15 protein-coding genes, 3 tRNA genes and 3 rRNA genes are annotated in these 23,304 nt (G+C 48.0%); 18 read left to right on the top strand and 3 right to left on the bottom strand.

Features of this window, described 5'->3' with window-relative positions:
* The first annotated feature begins 21 nt into the window (after window positions 1–21).
* Complete coding sequence (locus tag M8332_RS00070) at window positions 22–966, top strand: DMT family transporter (RefSeq protein ID WP_252780119.1); 945 nt, start codon at window positions 22–24, stop codon at window positions 964–966.
* 36 nt (window positions 967–1,002) lie between these two features.
* On the opposite strand, the gene M8332_RS00075 is transcribed toward M8332_RS00070, so the two are convergent.
* Both M8332_RS00075 and M8332_RS00080 read right to left on the bottom strand, forming a co-directional pair.
* On the bottom strand, window positions 1,003–1,917 hold the full coding sequence (locus M8332_RS00075; protein ID WP_252780120.1) for a prenyltransferase: 915 nt from the start codon (window positions 1,915–1,917) through the stop codon (window positions 1,003–1,005).
* A 111-nt stretch (window positions 1,918–2,028) separates the two neighbouring features.
* Window positions 2,029–2,101, bottom strand: a tRNA-Lys gene (locus M8332_RS00080).
* A 207-nt stretch (window positions 2,102–2,308) separates the two neighbouring features.
* Here M8332_RS00080 and yycF point away from each other — a divergent pair.
* The 11 genes from yycF to M8332_RS00135 all read left to right on the top strand — a co-directional run bounded on the left by yycF (window position 2,309) and on the right by M8332_RS00135 (window position 13,780).
* Window positions 2,309–3,022, top strand: coding sequence for a response regulator YycF (gene yycF, locus M8332_RS00085; protein WP_252749553.1), 714 nt, complete (start codon window positions 2,309–2,311; stop codon window positions 3,020–3,022).
* Between the two features lie 30 nt (window positions 3,023–3,052).
* Window positions 3,053–4,897 (top strand): cell wall metabolism sensor histidine kinase WalK, encoded by a 1,845-nt coding sequence (gene walK / locus M8332_RS00090; protein ID WP_252780121.1) that lies wholly within the window; start codon window positions 3,053–3,055, stop codon window positions 4,895–4,897.
* On the top strand, window positions 4,881–6,206 hold the full coding sequence (locus tag M8332_RS00095; RefSeq protein ID WP_252780122.1) for a YycH family regulatory protein: 1,326 nt from the start codon (window positions 4,881–4,883) through the stop codon (window positions 6,204–6,206). Before walK ends, M8332_RS00095 begins: the two co-directional genes overlap by 17 nt.
* Window positions 6,206–7,051: a two-component system regulatory protein YycI gene (locus M8332_RS00100; protein WP_252780123.1), complete on the top strand. Its 846-nt coding sequence runs from the start codon at window positions 6,206–6,208 to the stop codon at window positions 7,049–7,051. Before M8332_RS00095 ends, M8332_RS00100 begins: the two co-directional genes overlap by 1 nt.
* Entirely contained in the window at window positions 7,048–7,848 is an 801-nt protein-coding gene (locus tag M8332_RS00105; RefSeq protein ID WP_252780124.1) for an MBL fold metallo-hydrolase, read from the top strand. Before M8332_RS00100 ends, M8332_RS00105 begins: the two co-directional genes overlap by 4 nt.
* Before the next feature lie 507 nt (window positions 7,849–8,355).
* The gene (gene rlmH, locus M8332_RS00110; RefSeq protein WP_252780125.1) at window positions 8,356–8,835 is read left to right on the top strand and encodes a 23S rRNA (pseudouridine(1915)-N(3))-methyltransferase RlmH; all 480 of its coding nucleotides are present in this window, start codon (window positions 8,356–8,358) and stop codon (window positions 8,833–8,835) included.
* Window positions 8,836–8,845: 10 nt separating this feature from the next.
* On the top strand, window positions 8,846–9,967 hold the full coding sequence (locus tag M8332_RS00115; RefSeq protein ID WP_252780126.1) for a YibE/F family protein: 1,122 nt from the start codon (window positions 8,846–8,848) through the stop codon (window positions 9,965–9,967).
* Window positions 9,964–10,722: a YibE/F family protein gene (locus M8332_RS00120; RefSeq protein WP_252780127.1), complete on the top strand. Its 759-nt coding sequence runs from the start codon at window positions 9,964–9,966 to the stop codon at window positions 10,720–10,722. Before M8332_RS00115 ends, M8332_RS00120 begins: the two co-directional genes overlap by 4 nt.
* A gap of 132 nt (window positions 10,723–10,854) precedes the next feature.
* Entirely contained in the window at window positions 10,855–12,675 is a 1,821-nt protein-coding gene (spxB, locus tag M8332_RS00125) for a pyruvate oxidase (RefSeq protein ID WP_252780128.1), read from the top strand.
* A gap of 124 nt (window positions 12,676–12,799) precedes the next feature.
* Entirely contained in the window at window positions 12,800–13,582 is a 783-nt protein-coding gene (locus M8332_RS00130; RefSeq protein ID WP_252780129.1) for a sulfite exporter TauE/SafE family protein, read from the top strand.
* 48 nt (window positions 13,583–13,630) lie between these two features.
* On the top strand, window positions 13,631–13,780 hold the full coding sequence (locus tag M8332_RS00135; protein WP_252780130.1) for a hypothetical protein: 150 nt from the start codon (window positions 13,631–13,633) through the stop codon (window positions 13,778–13,780).
* Between the two features lie 59 nt (window positions 13,781–13,839).
* Here the strand turns inward: M8332_RS00135 and M8332_RS00140 are convergent, their stop codons facing one another.
* Entirely contained in the window at window positions 13,840–15,027 is a 1,188-nt protein-coding gene (locus M8332_RS00140; RefSeq protein WP_252780132.1) for an MFS transporter, read from the bottom strand.
* A 162-nt stretch (window positions 15,028–15,189) separates the two neighbouring features.
* Here M8332_RS00140 and M8332_RS00145 point away from each other — a divergent pair, with 162 nt between their 5' ends.
* From M8332_RS00145 to rrf, 6 genes are all read left to right on the top strand, one after another.
* Entirely contained in the window at window positions 15,190–17,724 is a 2,535-nt protein-coding gene (locus M8332_RS00145) for a M1 family metallopeptidase (RefSeq protein WP_252780133.1), read from the top strand.
* A gap of 381 nt (window positions 17,725–18,105) precedes the next feature.
* A 16S ribosomal RNA gene (locus tag M8332_RS00150) occupies window positions 18,106–19,681 on the top strand.
* An 84-nt stretch (window positions 19,682–19,765) separates the two neighbouring features.
* Window positions 19,766–19,840: transfer RNA gene (locus M8332_RS00155), tRNA-Ile, on the top strand.
* A gap of 35 nt (window positions 19,841–19,875) precedes the next feature.
* Window positions 19,876–19,948, top strand: a tRNA-Ala gene (locus tag M8332_RS00160).
* Window positions 19,949–20,115: 167 nt separating this feature from the next.
* Window positions 20,116–23,031: ribosomal RNA gene (locus M8332_RS00165) — 23S ribosomal RNA — on the top strand.
* 69 nt (window positions 23,032–23,100) lie between these two features.
* Window positions 23,101–23,217 (top strand): 5S ribosomal RNA (rrf, locus tag M8332_RS00170).
* The 16S, 23S and 5S rRNA genes sit together here with 2 tRNA genes alongside, the layout of an rRNA operon.
* Window positions 23,218–23,304: the final 87 nt, after the last annotated feature.

Here is a 23,304-nt window from a genome sequence, read left to right on the forward strand (position 1 = left end):
GGAAGAGGAGAATCCAAACCAATGAAAAAATCATTAATATACGTTTTACTTTCAACGGTGTTATTTAGTTTAATGGAAATTGCCTTGAAAGCAGCGGGGAACCAATTTAACCCGATTCAGTTGAACCTGATTCGGTTTACCCTCGGGGGCTTGGTGATCCTGCCCTTTGCCGTCGCGCACTTAAAAAAGCAACGCCGGCGCATTAAAATCGCCGATTGGAAGTTCTTTTCTCTCACCGGTTTTTTGTGTGTCGTCATTTCCATGACGCTCTACCAACTGGCGATTGAATACGGAGAACCGGCCATCGTCGCCGTTCTGTTTAGTTGTAATCCGGTCTTTGCGTTAATCTTTGCGTACCTGATTCTGCATGAGAACGTGTCACGAACGGACATTATTTCGTTGGTTCTCTCCGTGATTGGGTTACTGGTAATCGTGGATCCTTTTAAGTTAACGGACCCGCTCGGAATTTTCTTTGCCATCCTGGCGGCCGCAACGTTTGGGTTTTATAGCATCATGTCGCAAGCTGCCTCCCTGCGGGTGGAACTTGACGGGGTCGTAATGACCAGCTTCACCTTTATTGCAGGAGCACTGGAGTTACTGGTGATTATTCTAATCACGAAACTACCGCCAGTGGCGGCGGGCATGCGTTCCGTGAGCTGGTTAAAACCATTTGCGGCGATTCCCATCCTTACCAACGTGAACTTACCAAACCTCTGGATCTTACTGTTTGTTGGGGTCGCAGTTACAGGTGGGGGCTTTGCTTTTTACTTCCTCGCCCTACAAGAAGGGGGCGTTACGATGGCCTCACTGGTGTTCTTCTTTAAACCGGTGCTCTCACCAATCTTCGCCTTCTTCCTAATCGGGGAAAACATTAGCTTGCCAACCATCATCGGGGTTGCCATTATTATTGTTAGTTCGTTGATTACCCTGTACGGATATCGGATTGACGTGAAATCAAGCGAATAAAAAAGCGTGTTGCAGTTTCTGCAACACGCTTTTTAGTTAGACCTGAAACAGGATAAAAATGATGGTGGCCACCACGACCGCGAGGGTAATGGCAATGTCATTGCGAATTGTCAGGACAAAGGTTTTTTCTTTACTTTGCACTGCCCAGAAGCGGCGGGTATTTTTGATTACTAACGGAATCGTCACCACGACTAGAATCGTGGAAAACGGTAACCAGTTCAGGCAAATAGCGGCAACCACGCAAAGATAACCAATCAGGTAGTTAAGGGCGTAGAAACGCAGCGTTCCTTCTTTTCCGAGGTAATTAACGCTCGTAAAGCGGTGAAACTTAACGTCTTCGTCGTAATCGCAAAGGTTGTTAGCCAGACTGATGTTAGCGATGGCACACACGGCAATGCCGGCCACCAGAATCATTTCACCGGCAATGCTCCAGCTGTATTGGCCGGCGGAAATGTTAATTAAGACGGCGGCGAGCGAGATGATGTAGCCCATAATGATCCCAGAGGCGACGTCACCGAGGGGACCATTTTGAATGGGGTGCGGGCCCCCACTGTACAGGTAGCCAACGGCTGCCCCAGTTAACCCGAGCAGTAAAATGACGGGACTTGTCCGCAGCACCAACCAGAGAGCCAATAGTGCGCCCAAGGCGGTTAGTCCGTAAATGGCCCACTTTAAATGCCGAGCTTCAGTCTCATCCTGAACCTTGGTGAAGATTCCATCCGCTTTTTGGTTGAGGTGATACTTGACCGCCTTTTTGTAGTCCTTATAGGTATCAAAGAGGTTAACGATAATCTGCATCAGGCAGGTAATTAAAAAGAAAATAACACTGTTTAAGACGTTCAGTTTTTGGTAGCGAAAGAGGGCAAATAAGATCCCCAGGCAAAACGGTAGAACGGATGCGATTAACGAGTGTAGGCGTGTGATTTTTGCAATTTGCTGCCACTTTTTCATGAGTTGGTTCGCTCCTTTTTAAAATTAAAGTCCCTTTTATTGTAACCCACCCGGTTGGCTAGCGAAAAATGAGCATAAAAAAAGAACGACCATTATAGTCGTTCTGTAAAATGGGCAGTCAGGGGATCGAACCCTGGACCCACGGATTAAGAGTCCGTTGCTCTGCCAGCTGAGCTAACTGCCCAAATCAAAAGTACATGTATTATATTAGCATAGGCACATTAGTGGTGCAACACTTTTTTCGAAAAAAATCGCAACGGCGATGGACCGACTTGGTCGCAAAGCGGAGCCTGCTCTAGAGGTGTGATATACTAAGTTTTGATTGAGCAGTTAAATAAGTCTTGATCAATTCTGGATTGAAACCGAAAAAATGGTAGGAGCATTGATAATCATGGCCAAAATATTAGTTGTTGATGACGAAAAACCAATTACAGACATTGAAAAATTTAGTTTAGAAAAAGAAGGATACGAGGTTATCGTCGCCTACGATGGTGAGGAAGCCCTCGCCAAGGTCGAAGATGATCATCCGGACCTAGTGATTTTAGACCTGATGCTGCCGAAAATGGACGGGCTAGAGGTCGCCAAGGAGATTCGCAAGACCCACGACATGCCCATCATCATGGTTACGGCTAAGGACTCGGAGTTAGACAAGGTCCTGGGCCTAGAAATTGGGGCTGATGATTACGTGACGAAACCCTTTTCTAACCGCGAACTGGTTGCCCGGGTGAAGGCGAACTTGCGTCGCCAATCGGTGGCAACGGAAGCCGCGGGTCCCGCAGCGGGAGAAAATCAGGACCTGACGATTGGCAACCTGACCATTCACCCCGATTCCTATTCGGTAACGAAGGACGGGGCGCCGGTTGATTTAACCCACCGGGAGTTTGAACTAATTCACTACCTCGCTCAGCACAGTGGTCAGGTGATGACCCGGGAACACCTCTTACAAACGGTGTGGGGCTATGACTACTTTGGGGACGTGCGGACTGTGGACGTTACCGTCCGTCGGTTACGGGAAAAAATTGAGGATGATCCTAGTCATCCGCAGTGGTTGGTAACCCGGCGCGGCGTTGGTTATTACGTCCGCGATACACCGGACGCCCAGTAATTTAAGCACTGATACTGAAGGAGCAGCAGAATGGCTCAAAAATGGAAGTTCTTTAAATCCATTCACTTTAAAATTGCGCTGGTGTTCGTGCTGATGATGCTGCTAACGCTGGAAACCGTGGGCGCCGTGTTTGTGCGGCAGTTGGAGTACCAAAATCTCAACACGTTTAAAGCATCGTTGCAACTGAAACCGTACATCAATACGTCGTTAAAAAAACAACTCGCCAGTCGCAACCAAATTAAGGCAAATAAGCAAATTCAAACGATTCTGCAGGATGCCGATATTAGTAATAACGCAGAGGTCACTGTGGTTGATGCCCGGGGTAACATCCGGGGAACTAACCAAAATAACGAACAGTCGTTGGTCGGACAGAAAAACACCGACGGCGACGTTAAGAGTGCCCTGTACAGTAGTAAGACGATTGAAAAAACGACCTCGAGTAACAATAATCGGTATTATGTGTTGGTAACGCCGCTGATTAACAGCGCTAAAAATCAGAACAATATCGAGGGGGTCGTTTACATTCGGGCGAACCTTAGTCAGGTTTACCACAACATTAATAACATCACGATTATTTACCTGTTTGCCGCGGTGCTGTCGATTATTCTAGGGTTACTATTGACCCTCATTATCTCGCGGGCAATCACGAAACCGATTGACGAATTGAAACGCCAAACCGAACAAATTGCCCGGGGGGATTATTCGGGGCACGTGCAGGTCTACGGCAACGACGAATTAGGCCAACTGGCGCATGCCGTTAATAACCTGTCGGTACAGGTGGAAGAGTCTCAGGAATCGACAGAGTCCGAACGGCGCCGACTGGATTCCGTGTTGGATAACATGACCGACGGCGTGGTAGCTACCGATCGGCGTGGCCTCGTTACCATCGTTAACGACGAAGCGCTCGAGTTACTGGGCACCACCAAGCAGGCGGTCGTTGGCAAACCAATTTTGCAGGTGTTAAATTTACAGGATCAGTTTAACTTGCGGGATTTAATTGAAGATCCGGGGCAGGTGTACCTAGACTTTTCGACTCCAGAACGGCGCTTGATTCTATCGGCGCACTTTTCTTTAATTCAACGAAAGTCCGGCTTTATTAATGGGTTGGTTTGCGTGTTCCACGATGTTACCGCCCAACAAAAAATTGATGAGGACCGCCGCCAGTTTGTGTCAAACGTCTCCCACGAACTGCGCACCCCGTTAACCAGTGTGCATTCTTACTTAGAGGCGCTCTCGGACGGGGCCTGGGAAGATCCCGAATTAGCACCGAAGTTTTTAAACGTGACGCAGGATGAAACGGATCGGATGATTCGGATGATTAATGACTTGTTGACGTTGTCACGGATGGATTCGGGAACCCAGAAGTATAATACCGAGCTCGTCAACATTAACAAGTTGTTTAACTACATCCTGGACCGGTTTGATATGATTGTGAAAAATGATGCTGAGAAACCCTACCGGATTAAGCGCGAATTTACGCACCAAGATTTATGGGCCGAGGTCGATCCCGACCGCTTCACCCAGGTGCTCGATAACGTGATGAACAATGCGGTGAAGTATTCGCCGGACGGGGGCACGATTACTTGTCGGCTGTATGAGAATCATAATCGGATCGTCTTGAGTATCAGTGACCAAGGCCTCGGGATGCCCCAGAGTGCGTTAAAACACATTTTTGACCGGTTCTACCGGGTGGATAAAGCGCGGTCTCGGGCGCAAGGGGGCAGTGGCCTCGGCTTAGCGATTTCAAAGGAAATCATCGAATCGTTTGGTGGTGACATTCGGGTAGCAAGTACGGAAGGAAAGGGTTCGACTTTCTATATCTCCCTTCCGTATGAACCAATTGAGGAGGATCTCTGGGATGATGGAGAAGCTTAAACGCTATTTTTTACCAGTTGCGCTAGCAATCGCCGTCCTGATTAGTGTCGGTCTGTCGGTTTCTTTACTGACGAATCCAGCTCGCTTTAGCAGTCGGACTCATCAAAATCGGGCCGTTGCTCTTCATAACGACGCGAACGTGCGCCCGCTACAGGACGTATATTCTCCCCTGCGGGTCATCAAAACGAATCAGCACCACCAACAAACCATGTTGACGTCATCAACTGTCAACCTAGTGGGGACGATTGTAAAACAGCTCCGGGGGACCCAGATGACCGATTTACATCGGATTAGTACTAAGCATGAGCAGCGGTATTTTGACGTCTTAAACCAGCCGAATTCAATCATGTTGAATTACAATAACGCCCTCGCGGGACAGATGTTAGGACAGGTTTTAAAGCAACCGCAGCTCTTTGCAAAGCAGCTGAAGGTGCAACGGATTGTGATTCCGCTGAACGAGAAGGGGAAACTTTACTTTTTAACCGATCAGAATTATCAAGTGTACGAAGCCTCCGTGCAGCAACTGAACCTCGCCCGCCTAAAACGGACGTTGCAACATGACGTAGCTAGTAATCGGGTGGAAATCCGGGCCCTTAACAACAAACCATTCTTGTACTTCCCGCACGCTGTCCAGCTCAAAGACTACGGGTACATGCTGCAGGAACAATCCCAGTCCACCTACCTAAGTCGAATCATTGGCAATAGTACGGATACGACTGTCAAACACCATCAGGGTGAAACGACCTATGCTTCTGCGAACCAGGAGCTGACCTTTTCGGCCAATGATGACGTTACCTACAATAACTTTCGGCCGCAAAAAGCGGTTAAAACGGAGGAAGATGCGCTCCAGGTGGCGTACCACAACGCGGTTCAGCTTGGGGTCCCCCTAGCGGCATCGCAGTTTGATGCTTACCAGGCGCAGAATAAGACGGTCAGCTATCGCTCCTTTATCGATGGCTTCCCCATCTTTGGCAATCAGCAACTGGGGAATTACGCCTATCAGTATGTGAACGGGGCTTCGGAACGTTACCAATTCTCCCTGCGTGATTTTCAAATTCCGGTGCCAACTGATGAACAGCAGACCACGCTTCCGAGCAGTAAGACCATGTTAGCCCAACTGGCCCAGGCTAATGTTGACACGAAGCGGATTAGTAACGTGCAAATTGGGTACCAAATTGTGCCCAATGACGAGCATAAGTTACTAGTACTGCTACGACCCAGCTGGTTCGTAAAGTATGATAACCAGTGGGTTAATTACGTCGACTTGCAACAGGGGAACGTTACTAAGGCCCGAAAGGAGAGCTTCTAATGAATTTTAAACGAATTCAGGGAATCTTCTTAATTGCTTTCATTGTGATTGACGTTTTTTTATTCATGATGACTAAGAATAGTAAGGTTCAAGATGACAGTGCGAACGCTGGCAATGTGAATACCACCATTATCAAAGACATGAAACGGGACAACATTACGGTGGGTTCCTTGAGTACGGCTAAGCACACGGGTTACTATTTGTCGGCTGAACCGCAGACGGATTTTGGTCCCCGGTTGGCAACGTTAAAAAATCAGAACGCGCGCAGTGAGAACGGGACAATCGTTAGTGATTTGCGGACGCCCGTGAAGGTTGCTGCAACGCATCCGGAGCGGACGCTCACCAAGTTGCTGCGGAAGCGGCCCGGGTTTGTGCTGGACGCTAAGCAGTATCGGTATGATCCGGATTTATCCACCAAGACCAAGGTGGTTTATGCCCAACAAAGTCCAGCGGGCCCCTTCTTCTCTGCAAACGCACAACTGACGTTTAGCATTGTGAACCAACGGGTGATTGGTTATACCCAACGGGAACTTGGAAACGTCAAGATTCTGCATGATAAAGCGGACCTAATTACGGAGGAACGGGCGGTGATTAGTTTGTATCAATATAACGAGTTACCGAATAACGCCAAGATTTTGTGGACCAAGCTAGCGTATACCCGCTTCTTAGAATTAAGTGGTAAGGAAGTTTATATTCCGACCTGGGTCATTGCGATGAACACGAAGTCGAATCCGAAGGTGCAAATTAAACGGATTAATGCCCTGAACGGGGCTTCGTTTAATACGGAAAAGGTGCAAGAACAACCAAACGGAACTGCGAAAGTGGAAAGCGTGAAAAACGAATGAATGATGAGTTTAAAATCAGTGTGTTGTCGAGTGGTAGTGGGGGAAATTGCACGTACATTGAAACGCCCCAGCACAAAATTATTCAAGATGCGGGGCTCTCGGGAATTCGGATTAAACGGTTAATGGAAGGCATCGGGAAGGACCTTGCCGATGTCGACACCATGCTCGTTACGCACGAACATACGGACCACGCTAAGGGCGTTGGAATTTTAGCCCGAAAATATGGGATGAACGTATATGCAAACGAGGCGACCTGGAAGGCGATGGACCCAAAAATCGGCGCGGTGCCACTGGAGCAAAAGTTTGTGTTTGATCCCAATACCACCGAATTATGGGGTGATTTGGACGTCGAAAGCTTCACGGTCGCCCATGACGCAGCGCAGGCGCAGTTCTATAACTATCACCATCACGGAAAAAGTTTTGTGATCATCACGGACACCGGGTCAGTTTCAGACCGGGTCGCGGGTTTGATTCGGAATGCAGGTGCGTATTTATTTGAGTGTAATTATGACCCCGACATGCTAATGAATGGGGATTATTCGTATTCCACGAAACTGCGAATTAACAGCGACACCGGTCACTTGTCTAACCAGGCCAGTACGGAGATTTTAATGGACGTGATGGGTCCACAAACCAAGCGTATTTTTCTGGCGCACCGGAGTCATCATAACAACACTAAAGCGCTCGCCCGCCTGACCGTGGCGTCGGTCATGAAGAATCATGGATTTGGAGTTGGCCAAGCTTTTGAACTCTTTGATACGGATGTCGAACAACCCTCTCCGTTAATTAAGTTATAATAAACGACACGGTTCTATTTCAGCGATGAACCGTGTTTTTTTAATGGCGTGCAAATGGTTGATTTTGTTGAGCGGAAGTCCGGTCAAAGTTTCCAGTAATTCCGAACAAAAAAAGTTTCACAGCGCCGAAATGCAAGAAATTATAACACGCGTAGCTGATAGGGGAAATCACTGTTGATAAGTTTGTGGATAAGTTTTTGGTGCTGAGAAAAAGCGCGCTCCGATGCGGAATAATCTCCGTGAATAACTTTTTGAAAGTTATCCACAGGGGCTGTTAATAACTTTATGAAACATTTTTGTTCGATTTTCAAAGCCTGTAATAACGGCGTTTCACGGTCTTTTTTATGTGTGTTAACGAACAAATGTTGCTGTGCTAACTGTGGATAACTAAAAAACTTGTTGACAGACCTGGGAAAAAGACAGGTGGTTAAATTTCCCCGAAATTGCGGAAAATTAGCCACTCCTTGTGGATAACTTTGTGGATAAACTGTTGAAAGGCGGGTAGTTATGAACATCAAACTGGTAGTAGTTGGAAAACTAAAGGAAAAGTACTTTGCGGCGGCCATTGCTGAGTACCAAAAGCGGTTATCGCGCTTTTGTAAGGTTAAAATGATTGAAGTCCGGGATGAAAAAGCTCCAGAATCATTAAGTTCTACTGAGATGGAGCAGGTGATGGCGAAAGAGGGTGACCGAATTCTATCCAAAGTGAGTGAGCGCGAGTACGTGTTTGCGTTAGCGATTAACGGGACCGAACGCACGTCAGAGACCTTTGCGCAACAGATTAAAGATTTGACGACGTATGGTCATTCGGACCTTACCTTTATCATTGGCGGTTCACTGGGATTAGCTCCAGCGGTCTTAGCGCGGGCCAACGATCAGCTATCGTTTGGGAAGTTCACCCTCCCCCATCAGTTAATGCGAGTGGTCTTATGTGAACAAATTTATCGGGCCTTGATGATTAATAGCAACAGTCCATACCACAAATAGGAAAGAAGGAATGGTTTTGAAAAGAATTCAACCCCGCAGCACAGTTAAATGGTGGTGGTTACTAGTAGTTCTAGTCGTGGGGCTCATTGCCGTTTTATTGACCCATTACGATGCGCCGCTATACAGTCAGACCGTGGCTGAGGTCCAGCAGGTTAAAAACGGCCCGCGGATGAAAACTACGGATGAGTTTCGTAATCAGGATTACCAGCAAAATCAAACGGTGACCCTCAAAATCCTCAATGGGAACAAACGGTGCCAAACGGTGCGGGTGCAAAATCAATTTTCGCGCTCAAATGCCACCGATCAGGAATATCACCCGGGCCAACAGGTTTTTTTACATCTGGGTGGGAACGCTCAGCGCAACCGGTCTGGTCTCATTAACGGTTTTAAACGGGATACCGTGGTGGTCTTTTTGGTTTGGTTAACCGTGAGTCTGCTGTTACTCATCCTGAAATTTCGGGGGTCAATGGCACTTCTAAGCCTGGTAGTAAATGCCTGGTTGTTCATAATAGTCGTGGAGTTAGATGTGCACACAGATTGGAATCCCTTTGTGCTGTTTAGTCTCCTTGCGGTAGTGTTTACGGTCGTAACCGCTTTGTTAATCTTTGGGCGCTCTAAGGAAACCCTGGTAGCCATTATTGCCACCATTTTGGGGACCGCCGCGGCATTGATCATTGCCTGGTTAGTGCTAACTGTAACGCACCAACGGGGCATGAAGTTTGAAATGATGGACTACGTGACTCAGCAGCGGCTCCCCCTCTTTTTTGCGGGGAGTATGATTGGCTCGCTCGGAGCCATCATGGACCTTTCGGCCGATATCACGTCGAGTGTGTTTGCAATCTATCGCGAGCAACCGACCATGCGGTTTGCCGAGTTGTTTGCGAATGCCAGAAAGATTGGCCGCTCCATCATGGGTCCCCTAATTAACGTACTCTTTTTGATCTTTGTGGCTAGTACCTTTCCCATGATGGTGCTGTTTTTAAAGAACGGAAATAGTTGGGGCTATTCGTACTCAATGATTATGTCATTAGGAATCGTCCAAAGTTTGATTAGTGGAATTGGAATTGCGCTAACCGTTCCAATTACGGGGTTGTTAGCCGGTGGTATTTGTGAAATGAAGGTGTGCAAATGAGTACGATTAGTGCCCTAGTTTTGGTATTACTAGGAGCGATGTTACTAGCTGGTGGTAAGCAGGGGCTCGTTTCATTTCTCGGGTTGCTGTTTAACTTTGCGGTGGTCTTTTTATCCGTAGTCTTGATTTCCTGGGGGATTCCGTACCTGATTGTGACGTTGTGTAACGCGGTGATTATCCTCGTAGTTTCCATTTATTTTGGTAATCAACAGGGACGCAATGCTGACATTGCGTTTTTAACGTCCATCATCGTGGTTGGCTTAGTAATTTTATTGATCATCCCGATTGAACACTGGGCCCAGGTGCAGGGCTTTGGAGTCGAAAATACGGAAGACCTGGAAGGACTCTCCCTGCAACTAGGGGTCCGGTTTCTAGATGTTTCCTGTGCGATGACGATTTTAAGCTGTCTAGGAGCAGTAGCAGAGGCCGCCGTGGCGGTTGCAACCGGGTTAGTTGAGCTGGAGGATCACGATGCTACGATTAGTGAGCAGCAGTTAATTCGCACCGGAATGCGCGTTGGTCAAGAAATCGTAGGGACGGCTTTTAATACCCTGTTCTTTGGATTTTACGGGGAACTCCTCGGCCTCTTTATCTGGTTTGCCCGGTTGCACTACACGCTGGGGATGATTATTAACGATAAAATTTTTGTCGCCGAACTGATCATGACAATCATTTCCGCCATTGGGGTCATTTTGACGATTCCCATTACGATTGGCGTAGTGCTCTACCATAAACGGCATCGGGTCAAGGGCTAACAGGGCAACCGTCCGAATGACTACGCCCGCGTGCAGTTTGTGAAGTAAAAAACTAGTGGTGAAGAGAGGATAATTTGTTGTAAGCGGTTTCAAATAGTGCTAAGCTAACAGTAAGAAATGGAGGGAATCATTATGAAAGCTGTAAACAAAGTTCCTGCTGCAGTGGCAATGCTCAAGGTCCTCGAGGCCTATGGCGTGAAAGATGTGTACGGTTACCCAGGTGGGTCCATTAACTCGACGCTACACGCCCTAGACGTTGAAAAAGAGAACATTAACTACGTGCAGATTCGGCACGAACAGGTGGGCGCGCTCGCAGCGGCTGCTCATGCGAAACTAACCGGTCACATTGGGGTGGCCTTTGGTTCGGCTGGACCAGGTGCAGTTAACCTGTTAAACGGATTGTACGATGCAAAGGAAGATAAAGTCCCAGTGTTAGCACTGGTAGGTCAAGTTCCGCACACGAACATGAACTATGACTACTTCCAAGAATTTCCAGAAGTGCCCATGTTTGAAGACGTTTCGGTTTACGATCGAGTAGTAATGAGCCCGGAAAGTTTACCGCACGTAGTTGATCAAGCCATCCATGCGGCCTATGCGCACAAAGGGGTTGCCGTAGTGGTAATTCCCAACGACTTTGGGTTTGCCGAAATTCCAGATGTGCGTTACGATTCGGCTTCAGCAACCTACGAGAAGCCGGCACCGCAACCAGTTGCGACTGATGCCGAAGTAGCTCAATTCTTAGCCATGGTGAAGGAAGCTAAACGTCCAGTTATCCACGTTGGGCGCGGGATTAAGGCTGGTGGTGACAAGTTAATTGAATTATCAAAGAAACTCCAAATTCCGTTAATCATGGATGGATTGGCTCAGGGTTACGTTGACAAAGGTTACGAAGGAAACCTTGGAACTGCTAACCGGGCGGCTTCGAAGCCAGCGGATGAAATTTTGGCAACTGCTGACTTAGTAATTGCCATTGGTGGTGACTTTGCCTTCGCTCACAGCGTTTACGCTAGCCATGACTTTAAGTACATTCAAGTTGATAACAACACGATTCAATTAGGTCGGCACCACACTCCGGACTTTGCCATTTGGTCAGATGCCACTCAGTTTGTGGAAAAGGCTTTGGATCAATCAGAACCAGCTCCAGAAAGCTCATTCTTCAAAGCTGCTGTCGCTGACATGCAAAACTGGAAAGAATACATCCAGAAGATTATGGACAGTGAAGCTGACAGCTTGAGTCCAGCTCAAGTTTACCAACAAATTAACCGGATTTCTGAACCAGATGCTGTGTACTCCGTTGACGTTGGTGACAACATCATCAGTACCTTCAGATACTTGAACTTCAATGACCAAATGAAGTGGGTCATTTCCGCCTTATTTGCAACGATGGGTTCAGGAGTTCCCGGGGCCATCGCGGCTAAGTTAGATGAACCGGACAAGCAAGTCTTTAACATTGCTGGAGACGGAGCGCTGTCCATGGTAATGCAAGACTTAGTTACGGAAGTTAAGTACCAGTTACCAATCATTAACATCGTGACTCAAAATGGGGACCTAAGCTTCATTAAGGGTGAACAAGAAGACCTGGCCATGCCATACTTTGGCTTGGATTTGCAATCCCAAGACTTTGCAATGATTGCCAAGGGAATGGGCTTAGACGCCGTTCGGGTTTCAAACTACGCTGAATTACCAGCGGCCTTTGATCAAGCCGTTGCAGCTGTTAAAGCAGGACGGCCGTTCTTGATTGACATAATCATTAACGACAAACGGGCCTTACCGGTAGAAGACTTAGTGGTTAAGATTGAGGATGGCAAGGTAGTTGAAACTGTGAGCCCGAACTTCCGCAAGGATAAGGGAGACCAACAGCAGTATAGCTTGGCCGACTTCTTTGCAATCTATGATGGTGAAGACTTACGACCACTGCAACACTACTTTGACGAATACCAAGTAGAACTGTAACGTAGATTTGCGAAAAGCACCTCCAATGAGGTGCTTTTTTAGTTAATTTTATCCAATTGATTATTTATACTATAATGAAACAGACAGAGCGGTAAATTAACTTACAAAGAGGGGTTTAGAGTACATGATTTTACAATTTATTTTCTTATTAGTGGCGGGGATTGTGGCAGGGTTAATGGCGACGATTGCCGGCTTGGCATCAATTGCCTCCTATCCAGCGCTCCTGATGGTGGGGATTCCACCGGTAATTGCAAACGTGACGAATACGGTTTCCCTCATTTTTACCGGGGTGGGCGCCATTCCAGCGTCCCTAAAGGAACTGCACGGTCAGTGGCGCCGGGCGCTGGGGTATACCATCCTGGCGGTGATCGGAAGTGTGAGCGGGAGTGCTCTCTTACTGGTTGCCCCGGCGTCTACCTTTGAAAAAATCGTGCCATTCTTTATCTTAGTAGCTGGGGTAATGCTCCTGCTTTCAGGACGAGGAAAGGAACTGAAAGAGGAAGAGCGCTTACGGCGTGCGGAAATGCATCCTACGCGGCACAAGGTCCTAACCCTGGCTAGTTACCTCGGAATTGTATTAGTAGGTGGTTACCTCGGGTACTTTGGAGCTGCCGGTGGGGTAGTGTTATTAGCGATTTTAGCGGTGATTACCCGGGAAAGCTTTGCCAAGTACAATGCCGTCAAAAACGTGATGACGTTTGCTTGTAACCTTTGTTCGTCAGCGTACTTTATCATGACGACGACGGTGGCTTGGTATGCGGTTTTACCGCTGGGCATGGGCTTGCTAATCGGCGGGTACTGCGGACCGTTAATCGTGCGGCGTGTCAACATTAAGGTTCTCCGTTTCCTAATTGCGATTGCGGCATTCTTACTCGCGGCAGACTTATTTGTCAAGGCTTACTTTTAAATAAAATCAATGTTAGAATGTGAATAATCTGAATGAGGAGGATCCCCGATGAAGTTATTTTACTGGTTGCTTTCGATTTACTGGATTATCACGTTGCTGTTATTTATGGCATTGCCCGATGGGATGATGATTTCAATGTACATGATGATCTTTGGGATGTTAGCCCACAGCATTGCCTGTGCGTTAGAACATCATTAAGGTGTAGCTCACAAAAAAGAACCTTTCTACTAGAAAGGTTCTTTTTTAATTGGCTAAGGTCATTGCGGGGACCGTTGTTGTTTCATTTCGTAACTAACTACCCAAGTAATCAGCGCCGAACAGAACATGATGATTGCAACGATCAGGTAGGGCAGGCTCGGATTTTTATCCATTAACGTTCCGGCAAAAATGGGACCGGCGATGTTTCCGATGCTGGTGAGCGACATGTTCACCCCGTTGATCAGTCCCTGATTGTGCTTTCCAAAGCGCGTCAACAAGGTGGTAATCGCGGGACGTAGCACGTCAAAGGCACAGAAGATTAGCAAGGTGGCGACAATCACTTCCACCGCCGTGTGAGCAACCAAGATCCAGAGAATCCCAGCCATGCTGACTAAAAAGCAGATCCGCGTTAAGCCAAGCTCTCCGACCCAGTTCACCAGGCGGTCAAAGAGGACCACCTGTAAAAAGAGGGAGAAAATTCCATTGAGAATTAACACGAGGGCGATTTGATTGAGTGAGAAGTGGAAGACCTGGTTGACGTAGAGGGTATAGATGCTTTCAAACCCGGCTAAACCAAAGGAGGCCACTAGGATCATGAAAAATAAAGTAATAATCGACTTGTTTAAAAGTTGTTTGAAACTGCCGGTGCGGAGGGGCATGCCATCAACCAGCTTACCGTGGCTGCGTTCTTTGGGGTGGCTGGGCATCCCAAAGATAAAGACTAGGGCTGCCAAGATTCCAGAGACTCCGGCAAACCAAAAGGGCGTCTTATAACTTAAATTGGCAAGGATGCCCCCAATCCCGGGTCCAATGATGAGCCCCCCACTAAAGGCGGCGGAGATCCAGCCGATTACCCGCGCTCGTTCCCGTTCGCTGGACAAATCGGCTGCAAGGGCCATGGAGGTCGTTCCTACCATCGCTGCGGCCACCCCACCAATTAACCGGGAAAGGTCAAACCACAACAGTGAGTTGGCGAGGGCGAAGATAAACTGAGAAAAGGCAAAGAGAACCAGACCGACCGTTAAAATTGGCGCCCGGCCAATGCGGTCGGAGAGGCGCCCGATGAGTGGTGAAAAGAGAAATTGAGTAAACGCAAATAAGGACGTCATCATGCCCATTTCTCCCGCCGTTAAATGGTATTCATTTTTGATGAAGGGTTCGACCGGAATAACTAAACTCCACCCTAAACAAATGATAAAATTGGCTGCGATAATGATGAAAATCGCGCGTCTCGTTTCCTTGCTCATGCTGATTCCTCACTTAGTAAATTGGTTGTTAAAAGTTTATTATACGGCAAATTATGTTAGAAGAGAACTAAAGCGCAGCAAAACAAAATGGTTCCGAATAATCCGAAAATTGTGTACAATTAAGACAATTTATAACGCTAGAATCTTAAAGGAGTGGAAACGATGGCAGGAATTGAACGGTTTTATCCCCTGTTTCAACCGGAACACTATGATTTATTCATTGATGTTAACCGGGAACAGAAAACGATTACGGGAACCACGAAGATTCGTGGGAATGCTAGTCAAGCTAAGATAGCGGTTAACCAAAAGGATTTACAGGTTAGTCAGGTTCGGGCCAACGGCAACCCGGTTCCCTTTACGACTGATGATGAAGCAGAAGCGATTCGCATTGAGTTACCGGCTGCCGGCGCAGTGGAAGTCGAACTGGACTACCAAGCACCGTTGACGGATACCATGATGGGCATTTACCCTTCTTACTATGAAGTCGGGGGGGAAAAGAAGCAGGTGGTAGGCACCCAGTTTGAAACGACGTTTGCCCGGCAGGCTTTTCCTAGTATTGACGAACCAGAAGCCAAAGCGACGTTTAGCCTGGCACTGAAGTTTGACGAACACCCGGGAGAAACGGTGTTAGCCAACATGCCCGAAGAACGGGTTGAAAATGGGGTTCACTACTTTGCCCAGACCCTGAAAATGTCGACCTACCTAGTGGCGTTTGCCTTTGGAGACCTCCAGAGTAAGCTTACGACCACTAAGAGTGGGGTCGAAGTTGGCGTTTTTGCTACCAAGGCCCACCAACCCAAGGAACTCGACTTTGCCCTAGACATTGCTAAGCGCGCCATCGAATTTTATGAAGACTTCTACCAAACTCCTTATCCCTTGCCACATTCCTGGCAACTTGCACTTCCGGACTTTTCGGCCGGAGCCATGGAAAACTGGGGGCTAATTACCTACCGAGAAGCACTGTTATTACTGGATCCTGATAATACTCCATTAGAAACGAAGGAACTCGTGGCGACAGTCATTACCCACGAACTGGCCCACCAGTGGTTTGGGGACCTAGTTACCATGAAATGGTGGGATGATCTGTGGTTAAATGAAAGTTTTGCTAACATGATGGAGTACGTGGCCGTTGATGCCCTCCAGCCCGATTGGCACGTGTGGGAAATGTTTCAGACGTCCGAAGTGCCCATGGCCCTATCACGGGATGCTACGGATGGTGTTCAGTCAGTGCACGTCGCCGTAAATAATCCGGCGGAGATTGATGCGCTCTTTGACGGAGCAATTGTCTACGCCAAGGGAGCTCGGATGTTAGTGATGGTACGGGCTTTGTTGGGGGACGATGCCTTACGGAAGGGGCTCCGCCAGTACTTTGTTGCGCACCAGTATGGAAACGCCGAAGGGCAGGATTTGTGGCAAGCACTCGGTGATGCTTCGGGATTAGCGATTGGGAAGATCATGAATTCATGGTTGGAACAACCCGGTTACCCAGTGGTTTCTGCAACCGTGACGGATGATGGCCAGTTAACCTTACGGCAACAACAGTTCTTTATCGGAGGCGGAACGGACAAAGGCCGGCAATGGCAGATTCCGTTAGATAGTAACTACGCAGCAGCGCCTCAAATTATGGATAAACCAGCGCTAAAACTTGGTGATTACAAGTCCTTGCGAAAGCAAGCAGGGGTTCCGTTCCGAGTAAACGTTGGTAACAACTCCCACGTAGTAGTGCAATATGATCCAGAGTTATTGGCCGACATTTTAGAGGACGTTGAAACGTTAACGCCGATTGATCAACGGCAAATTTTACAGGACCTGCGCCTATTAGCTAGCGCCCAACGGATTGATTACGCGCGGTTAATTCCGTTGCTCCAACAGTTTGCGGGGAGTGAATCGGCGATTGTGAATGCTGAACTCTATGCCGTTGCAAACTCACTAAAGATGTTTGTAACGCCCGGTTCCCCCGCTGAACAAGAGCTCCGCGAGTTCTTTGGCAAGTTAGTGCACGCTAACGTGAACCGGTTAGGGTTACTACCCCGGGCTGGCGAATCGAACGATGATCAAAAGGTCCGGCCCATTGTATTTAATGCGGCTCTATATGCACAATTACCGGATGTCATTGAACAAGCCCACGCCATTTTCACTGACCACCACGCGGACTTAGTTGCTCTGCCAGCGGACGTGCGGGCTTTAATTTTGAAGAATGAAGTGCAAAATTATGGCAGTGCAGACCTCTTTGACCAGTTGCTGACGGATTACACGACGACGAATGACGTTAACTACCGAGAAGATTTAGCAGTTGCGGTTCCTAATGTAGCTGACCCCCAGTTAGCTGAACGGCTCGTTTCGCAGTTTAAGAATGCGGATGTTATTAAACCCCAAGATTTGCGGGCCTGGTACCGTGGGTTACTTGCTAATGAGTTAAACCAACAGGTAGCGTGGGATTGGATTCGGAATAATTGGGATTGGCTAGAAGCAACTGTCGGTGGTGATATGGAATTTGCGACCTTCATTACGGTAACGGCTCGGATTTTCCACACACCAGAGCGACTAGCAGAATTTAAAGCGTTCTTTGAACCAAAATTGGAAACACCGGGATTAGAACGAGAAATTAAGATGGATACGCGGACAATCGCTGGCAAGGTTGATTTGATTGCCGGGGAACAAGCCGCGGTCTTAGGAGAACTTACGCGTAACGTTTAATGTGATTTAATTAAGGAAAGGACTTGCTTTGAAAGCGGGTCCTTTTTGTGTGGCAGGGAGTCAAATAATTTTTTGACTTTTTTTGACTAAAGGGTTGACATTTAGAAGTGAGGACGATATAGTAGTAATCGTTCGTTAAGAACGGTCGGCTGACTTTTTGAAACTTTCGTGAGAATCTTCAAAAAGTGCTTGACAATGCTTAACAAACGCGATATGATTATTTATGCGCTGAAGAGCAGTGCGGAGTAGTTCTTTGAAAACTGAACAAGATTTTGATTACAAAAGTGTAAGGAATTTTTAAACGTGAGTTTAAAAATTAAACAATTGCGAAGTCAATTCGCTTAAAGCAACAAATCAAGGAGAGCTAGTAAAGTTCTCATTTAAAATGAGAGTTTGATCCTGGCTCAGGACGAACGTTGGCGGCGTGCCTAATACATGCAAGTCGAACGCGGTCTCCTAATTGACAACCCGTGCTTGCACGGGTTGGATTTTAGATTGGACCGAGTGGCGAACTGGTGAGTAACACGTGGGTAACCTGCCCAGAAGTAGGGGATAACACCTGGAAACAGATGCTAATACCGTATAACAACTAAAACCACATGGTTTTAGTTTGAAAGCTGGCCTTGGTGCTAGTGCTTTTGGATGGACCCGCGGCGTATTAGCTAGTTGGTGAGATAATAGCTCACCAAGGCGATGATACGTAGCAGACCTGAGAGGGTAATCTGCCACAATGGGACTGAGACACGGCCCATACTCCTACGGGAGGCAGCAGTAGGGAATCTTCCACAATGGACGCAAGTCTGATGGAGCAACGCCGCGTGAGTGAAGAAGGGTTTCGGCTCGTAAAACTCTGTTGTTAGAGAAGAACGACTGTGAGAGCAACTGCTCACGGCGTGACGGTATCTAACCAGAAAGTCACGGCTAACTACGTGCCAGCAGCCGCGGTAATACGTAGGTGGCAAACGTTGTCCGGATTTATTGGGCGTAAAGCGAGCGCAGGCGGTTTTTTAAGTCTGATGTGAAAGCCTTCGGCTTAACCGAAGAAGTGCATCGGAAACTGGGAAACTTGAGTGCAGAAGAGGACAGTGGAACTTCATGTGTAGCGGTGAAATGCGTAGATATATGAAGGAACACCAGTGGCGAAGGCGGCTGTCTAGTCTGCATCTGACGCTGAGGCTCGAAAGCATGGGTAGCAAACAGGATTAGATACCCTGGTAGTCCATGCCGTAAACGATGAATGCTAGGTGTTGGGAGGTTTCCGCCTCTCAGTGCCGGAGCTAACGCATTAAGCATTCCGCCTGGGGAGTACGACCGCAAGGTTGAAACTCAAAGGAATTGACGGGGACCCGCACAAGCGGTGGAGCATGTGGTTTAATTCGATGCTACGCGAAGAACCTTACCAGGTCTTGACATCTTCTGTTAGCCTAAGAGATTAGGTGTCCCCTTCGGGGGCAGAATGACAGGTGGTGCATGGTTGTCGTCAGCTCGTGTCGTGAGATGTTGGGTTAAGTCCCGCAACGAGCGCAACCCTTGTCTTTAGTTGCCAGCATTCAGTTGGGCACTCTAGAGAGACTGCCGGTGATAAACCGGAGGAAGGTGGGGATGACGTCAAATCATCATGCCCCTTATGACCTGGGCTACACACGTGCTACAATGGACGGTACAACGAGTTGCGAAACCGCGAGGTCAAGCTAATCTCTTAAAGCCGTTCTCAGTTCGGATTGCAGGCTGCAACTCGCCTGCATGAAGTTGGAATCGCTAGTAATCGTGGATCAGCATGCCACGGTGAATACGTTCCCGGGTCTTGTACACACCGCCCGTCACACCATGAGAGTTTGTAACACCCAAAGTCGGTTGGATAACCGTTAGGAGTCCGCCGCCTAAGGTGGGACAGATGATTAGGGTGAAGTCGTAACAAGGTAGCCGTAGGAGAACCTGCGGCTGGATCACCTCCTTTCTAAGGAATAATACGGAACCTTACACCAATCAAAGTCTTGTTTAGTTTTGAGAGGATTACTCTCACATGATATTCGCGCTTTTTGGGCCTATAGCTCAGCTGGTTTAGAGCGCACGCCTGATAAGCGTGAGGTCGGTGGTTCGAGTCCACTTAGGCCCATCGCCGACGGGTTCGGCATTACAATTTAACCTTTTGGGGAATTAGCTCAGCTGGGAGAGCACCTGCTTTGCAAGCAGGAGGTCAGCGGTTCGATCCCGCTATTCTCCATTGGTACTGACTTTAGTACCACTTGGTTCTTTGAAAACTAGATAATATTATTTTCTGTAAGAATTATATTGTTAATATAATTTCAACCGAGAACAACCATTGTGTAATTTGAGTTTTTTAATGTGTTTGATCGCTAAACTCAATGATTTATAATCCGTAGGATTATAGGTTAAGTTAAGAAGGGCGCATGGTGAATGCCTTGGTACTAGGAGCCGATGAAGGACGGAACTAACACCGATATGCTTCGGGGAGCTGTAAGTAAGCTGTGATCCGGAGATTTCCGAATGAGGAAACTCGATTAGTGTCATGACTAATCACTGCGTAGTGAATTCATAGCTGCGGAGAGGTAGACGTGGGGAACTGAAACATCTAAGTACCCACAGGAAGATAAAGAAATTTCGATTCCCATAGTAGCGGCGAGCGAACTGGGAATAGCCCAAACCGAACCTTCGTGGTTCGGGGTTGTAGGACTGAACATTTGAGTTACAAAAGAATTTGATAGCTGAAGCAGTTGGGAAGCTGCACCAAAGAGAGTGATAGTCTCGTAAGCGAAATTGAATTCCCTCAGTTCATGATCCTGAGTACGGCGCCACACGTGAAACGGCGTCGGAATCCGGGAGGACCATCTCCCAAGGCTAAATACTCCCTAGTGACCGATAGTGAACCAGTACCGTGAGGGAAAGGTGAAAAGCACCCCGGAAGGGGAGTGAAATAGTTCCTGCAACCATGTGCCTACAAGCAGTTAGAGCCCGTTTATGGGTGATAGCGTGCCTCTTGTAGAATGAACCGGCGAGTTACAGTTGCATGCAAGGTTAAGCCGAAGAAGCGGAGCCGTAGCGAAAGCGAGTCTTAAGCGGGCGAATTAGTATGTTGCCGTAGACCCGAAACCAGGTGATCTATCCATGTCCAGGATGAAAGTGCGGTAATACGCACCGGAGGTCCGAACCCGTGTACGTTGAAAAGTGCTGGGATGAGGTGTGGATAGCGGTGAAATTCCAAACGAACTTGGAGATAGCTGGTTCTCTCCGAAATAGCTTTAGGGCTAGCCTCGGAATTAGAATCATGGAGGTAGAGCCACTGTTTGAGCGAGGGGTCCGTCTTGGATTACTGAGTTCAGATAAACTCCGAATACCATTGATTTATGTCCGGGAGTCAGACGATGAGTGATAAGATCCATCGTCGAAAGGGGGACAGCCCAGACCGCCAGTTAAGGTCCCTAAATAGATGCTAAGTGGAAAAGGAAGTGGAGTTGCTTAGACAACTAGGATGTTGGCTCAGAAGCAGCCACCATTTAAAGAGTGCGTAATAGCTCACTAGTCGAGTGATTCTGCGCCGAAAATTTACCGGGGCTAAGCATCTTACCGAGACTGCGGACGCAACTACGTTGCGTGATAGGAGAGCGTTCTAAGGGCGATGAAGGCAGACCGGAAGGACTGTTGGAGCGCTTAGAAGTGAGAATGCCGGTATGAGTAGCGAAAGATCAGTGAGAATCTGATCCACCGAATGACTAAGGTTTCCTGGGGAAGGCTCGTCCTCCCAGGGTTAGTCGGGACCTAAGCCGAGGCTGAGAAGCGTAGGCGATGGATAACAGGTTGAGATTCCTGTACTAGTTAATTATGTTGGAACGATGGAGGGACGCAGAAGGCTAGGTTTAGCATACGATTGGAAAGGTATGTTCAAATCGTAAGTCAGGTGAGGAGTGAAATGCTTCTGACCGGGTTGACAAGCGATGATGAGGATCGAAATTAAAGTAGAGAAGGAACCGATGTCACGCTGCCGAGAAAAGCTTCTAGTTAGTAATTAACTACCCGTACCGCAAACCGACACAGGTAGTCGAGGAGAGTATCCTCAGGTGAGCGAGAGAACTCTCGTTAAGGAACTCGGCAAAATGACCCCGTAACTTCGGAAGAAGGGGTGCTGACCGTCAGGTCAGCCGCAGTGAAGAGACTCAAACGACTGTTTATCAAAAACACAGGTTTATGCAAAATCGTAAGATGAAGTATATGGGCTGACGCCTGCCCGGTGCTGGAAGGTTAAGTGGAAAGGTTAGCTTCGGCGACGCCTCGAAATGAAGCCCCAGTAAACGGCGGCCGTAACTATAACGGTCCTAAGGTAGCGAAATTCCTTGTCGGGTAAGTTCCGACCCGCACGAAAGGCGTAACGATTTGAGTACTGTCTCAACGAGAGACTCGGTGAAATTAAGATACCTGTGAAGAAGCAGGTTACCCGCGACAGGACGGAAAGACCCCATGGAGCTTTACTGTAGCTTGATATTGGGTGTTTACATAGCTTGTACAGGATAGGTAGGAGCCATTGAAACCGGGACGCTAGTCTCGGTGGAGGCACCCGTGGGATACTACCCTGGCTATGTGAACACTCTAACCCTGAGCACTTAGCGTGCTCGGAGACAGTGTCTGGTTGGCAGTTTGACTGGGGCGGTCGCCTCCTAAATAGTAACGGAGGCGCTCAAAGGTTTGCTTAGAATGGTTGGAAATCATTCTGTAAGTGTAAAGGCAGAAGCAAGCTTGACTGCGAGACTGACTAGTCGAGCAGGGACGAAAGTCGGACTTAGTGATCCGGTGGTACCGTATGGAAGGGCCATCGCTCAACGGATAAAAGCTACCCTGGGGATAACAGGCTTATCTCCCCCAAGAGTTCACATCGACGGGGAGGTTTGGCACCTCGATGTCGGCTCATCGCATCCTGGGGCTGTAGTTGGTCCCAAGGGTTGGGCTGTTCGCCCATTAAAGCGGTACGCGAGCTGGGTTCAGAACGTCGTGAGACAGTTCGGTCCCTATCCGTCGCGGGCGCAGGAAATTTGCGAGGAGCTGTCCCTAGTACGAGAGGACCGGGATGGACATACCGCTGGTGTATCAGTTGCGCCGCCCGGCGCATTGCTGAGTAGCTATGTATGGATGAGATAAACGCTGAAAGCATCTAAGTGTGAAACTCGCCTCAAGATGAGATTTCCCATTCCTATATGGAAGTAAGACTCCTGAAAGATGATCAGGTCGATAGGTTAGAAGTGGAAGCGTAGTGATACGTGAAGCGGACTAATACTAATCAGTCGAGGACTTAACCAAAGAAGTGCAATGGTGACTCAGCAGGAAATAATATTAGCTAGTTTTGAGGGAACGAAGTTCACTCAGTCGTGTGGTGGCGATAGCCTAAAGGATACACCTGTTCCCATGCCGAACACAGTAGTTAAGCTTTAGCACGCCAAAAGTAGTTGGGGGATCGCCCCCTGCGAGGATAGGACGTTGCCACGCCAATTAAACGGCGCTTTCGAAGTAATTCGAAGGCGCTTTTTTTGTATTTTTGTGAAAGCTAACTAATTATTGTATAATCAAGGCAAT

The organism is Fructilactobacillus ixorae (assembly GCF_024029915.1).
Classification (GTDB): Bacteria; Bacillota; Bacilli; order Lactobacillales; family Lactobacillaceae; genus Fructilactobacillus; species Fructilactobacillus ixorae.

What these genes read in the sequence shown, in the direction of transcription:
- M8332_RS00135 (WP_252780130.1), top strand. Translation starts at nt 13,631, where the DNA reads ATGAAGTTATTTTACTGGTTGCTTTCGATTTACTGGATTATCACGTTG.
- yycF (WP_252749553.1), top strand. Translation starts at nt 2,309, where the DNA reads ATGGCCAAAATATTAGTTGTTGATGACGAAAAACCAATTACAGACATT.
- M8332_RS00120 (WP_252780127.1), top strand. Translation starts at nt 9,964, where the DNA reads ATGAGTACGATTAGTGCCCTAGTTTTGGTATTACTAGGAGCGATGTTA.
- M8332_RS00100 (WP_252780123.1), top strand. Translation starts at nt 6,206, where the DNA reads ATGAATTTTAAACGAATTCAGGGAATCTTCTTAATTGCTTTCATTGTG.
- M8332_RS00145 (WP_252780133.1), top strand. Translation starts at nt 15,190, where the DNA reads ATGGCAGGAATTGAACGGTTTTATCCCCTGTTTCAACCGGAACACTAT.
- walK (WP_252780121.1), top strand. Translation starts at nt 3,053, where the DNA reads ATGGCTCAAAAATGGAAGTTCTTTAAATCCATTCACTTTAAAATTGCG.
- rlmH (WP_252780125.1), top strand. Translation starts at nt 8,356, where the DNA reads ATGAACATCAAACTGGTAGTAGTTGGAAAACTAAAGGAAAAGTACTTT.
- M8332_RS00115 (WP_252780126.1), top strand. Translation starts at nt 8,846, where the DNA reads ATGGTTTTGAAAAGAATTCAACCCCGCAGCACAGTTAAATGGTGGTGG.
- M8332_RS00095 (WP_252780122.1), top strand. Translation starts at nt 4,881, where the DNA reads ATGATGGAGAAGCTTAAACGCTATTTTTTACCAGTTGCGCTAGCAATC.
- M8332_RS00070 (WP_252780119.1), top strand. Translation starts at nt 22, where the DNA reads ATGAAAAAATCATTAATATACGTTTTACTTTCAACGGTGTTATTTAGT.
- M8332_RS00140 (WP_252780132.1), bottom strand. Translation starts at nt 15,027, where the DNA reads ATGAGCAAGGAAACGAGACGCGCGATTTTCATCATTATCGCAGCCAAT.
- M8332_RS00130 (WP_252780129.1), top strand. Translation starts at nt 12,800, where the DNA reads ATGATTTTACAATTTATTTTCTTATTAGTGGCGGGGATTGTGGCAGGG.
- M8332_RS00105 (WP_252780124.1), top strand. Translation starts at nt 7,048, where the DNA reads ATGAATGATGAGTTTAAAATCAGTGTGTTGTCGAGTGGTAGTGGGGGA.
- M8332_RS00075 (WP_252780120.1), bottom strand. Translation starts at nt 1,917, where the DNA reads ATGAAAAAGTGGCAGCAAATTGCAAAAATCACACGCCTACACTCGTTA.
- spxB (WP_252780128.1), top strand. Translation starts at nt 10,855, where the DNA reads ATGAAAGCTGTAAACAAAGTTCCTGCTGCAGTGGCAATGCTCAAGGTC.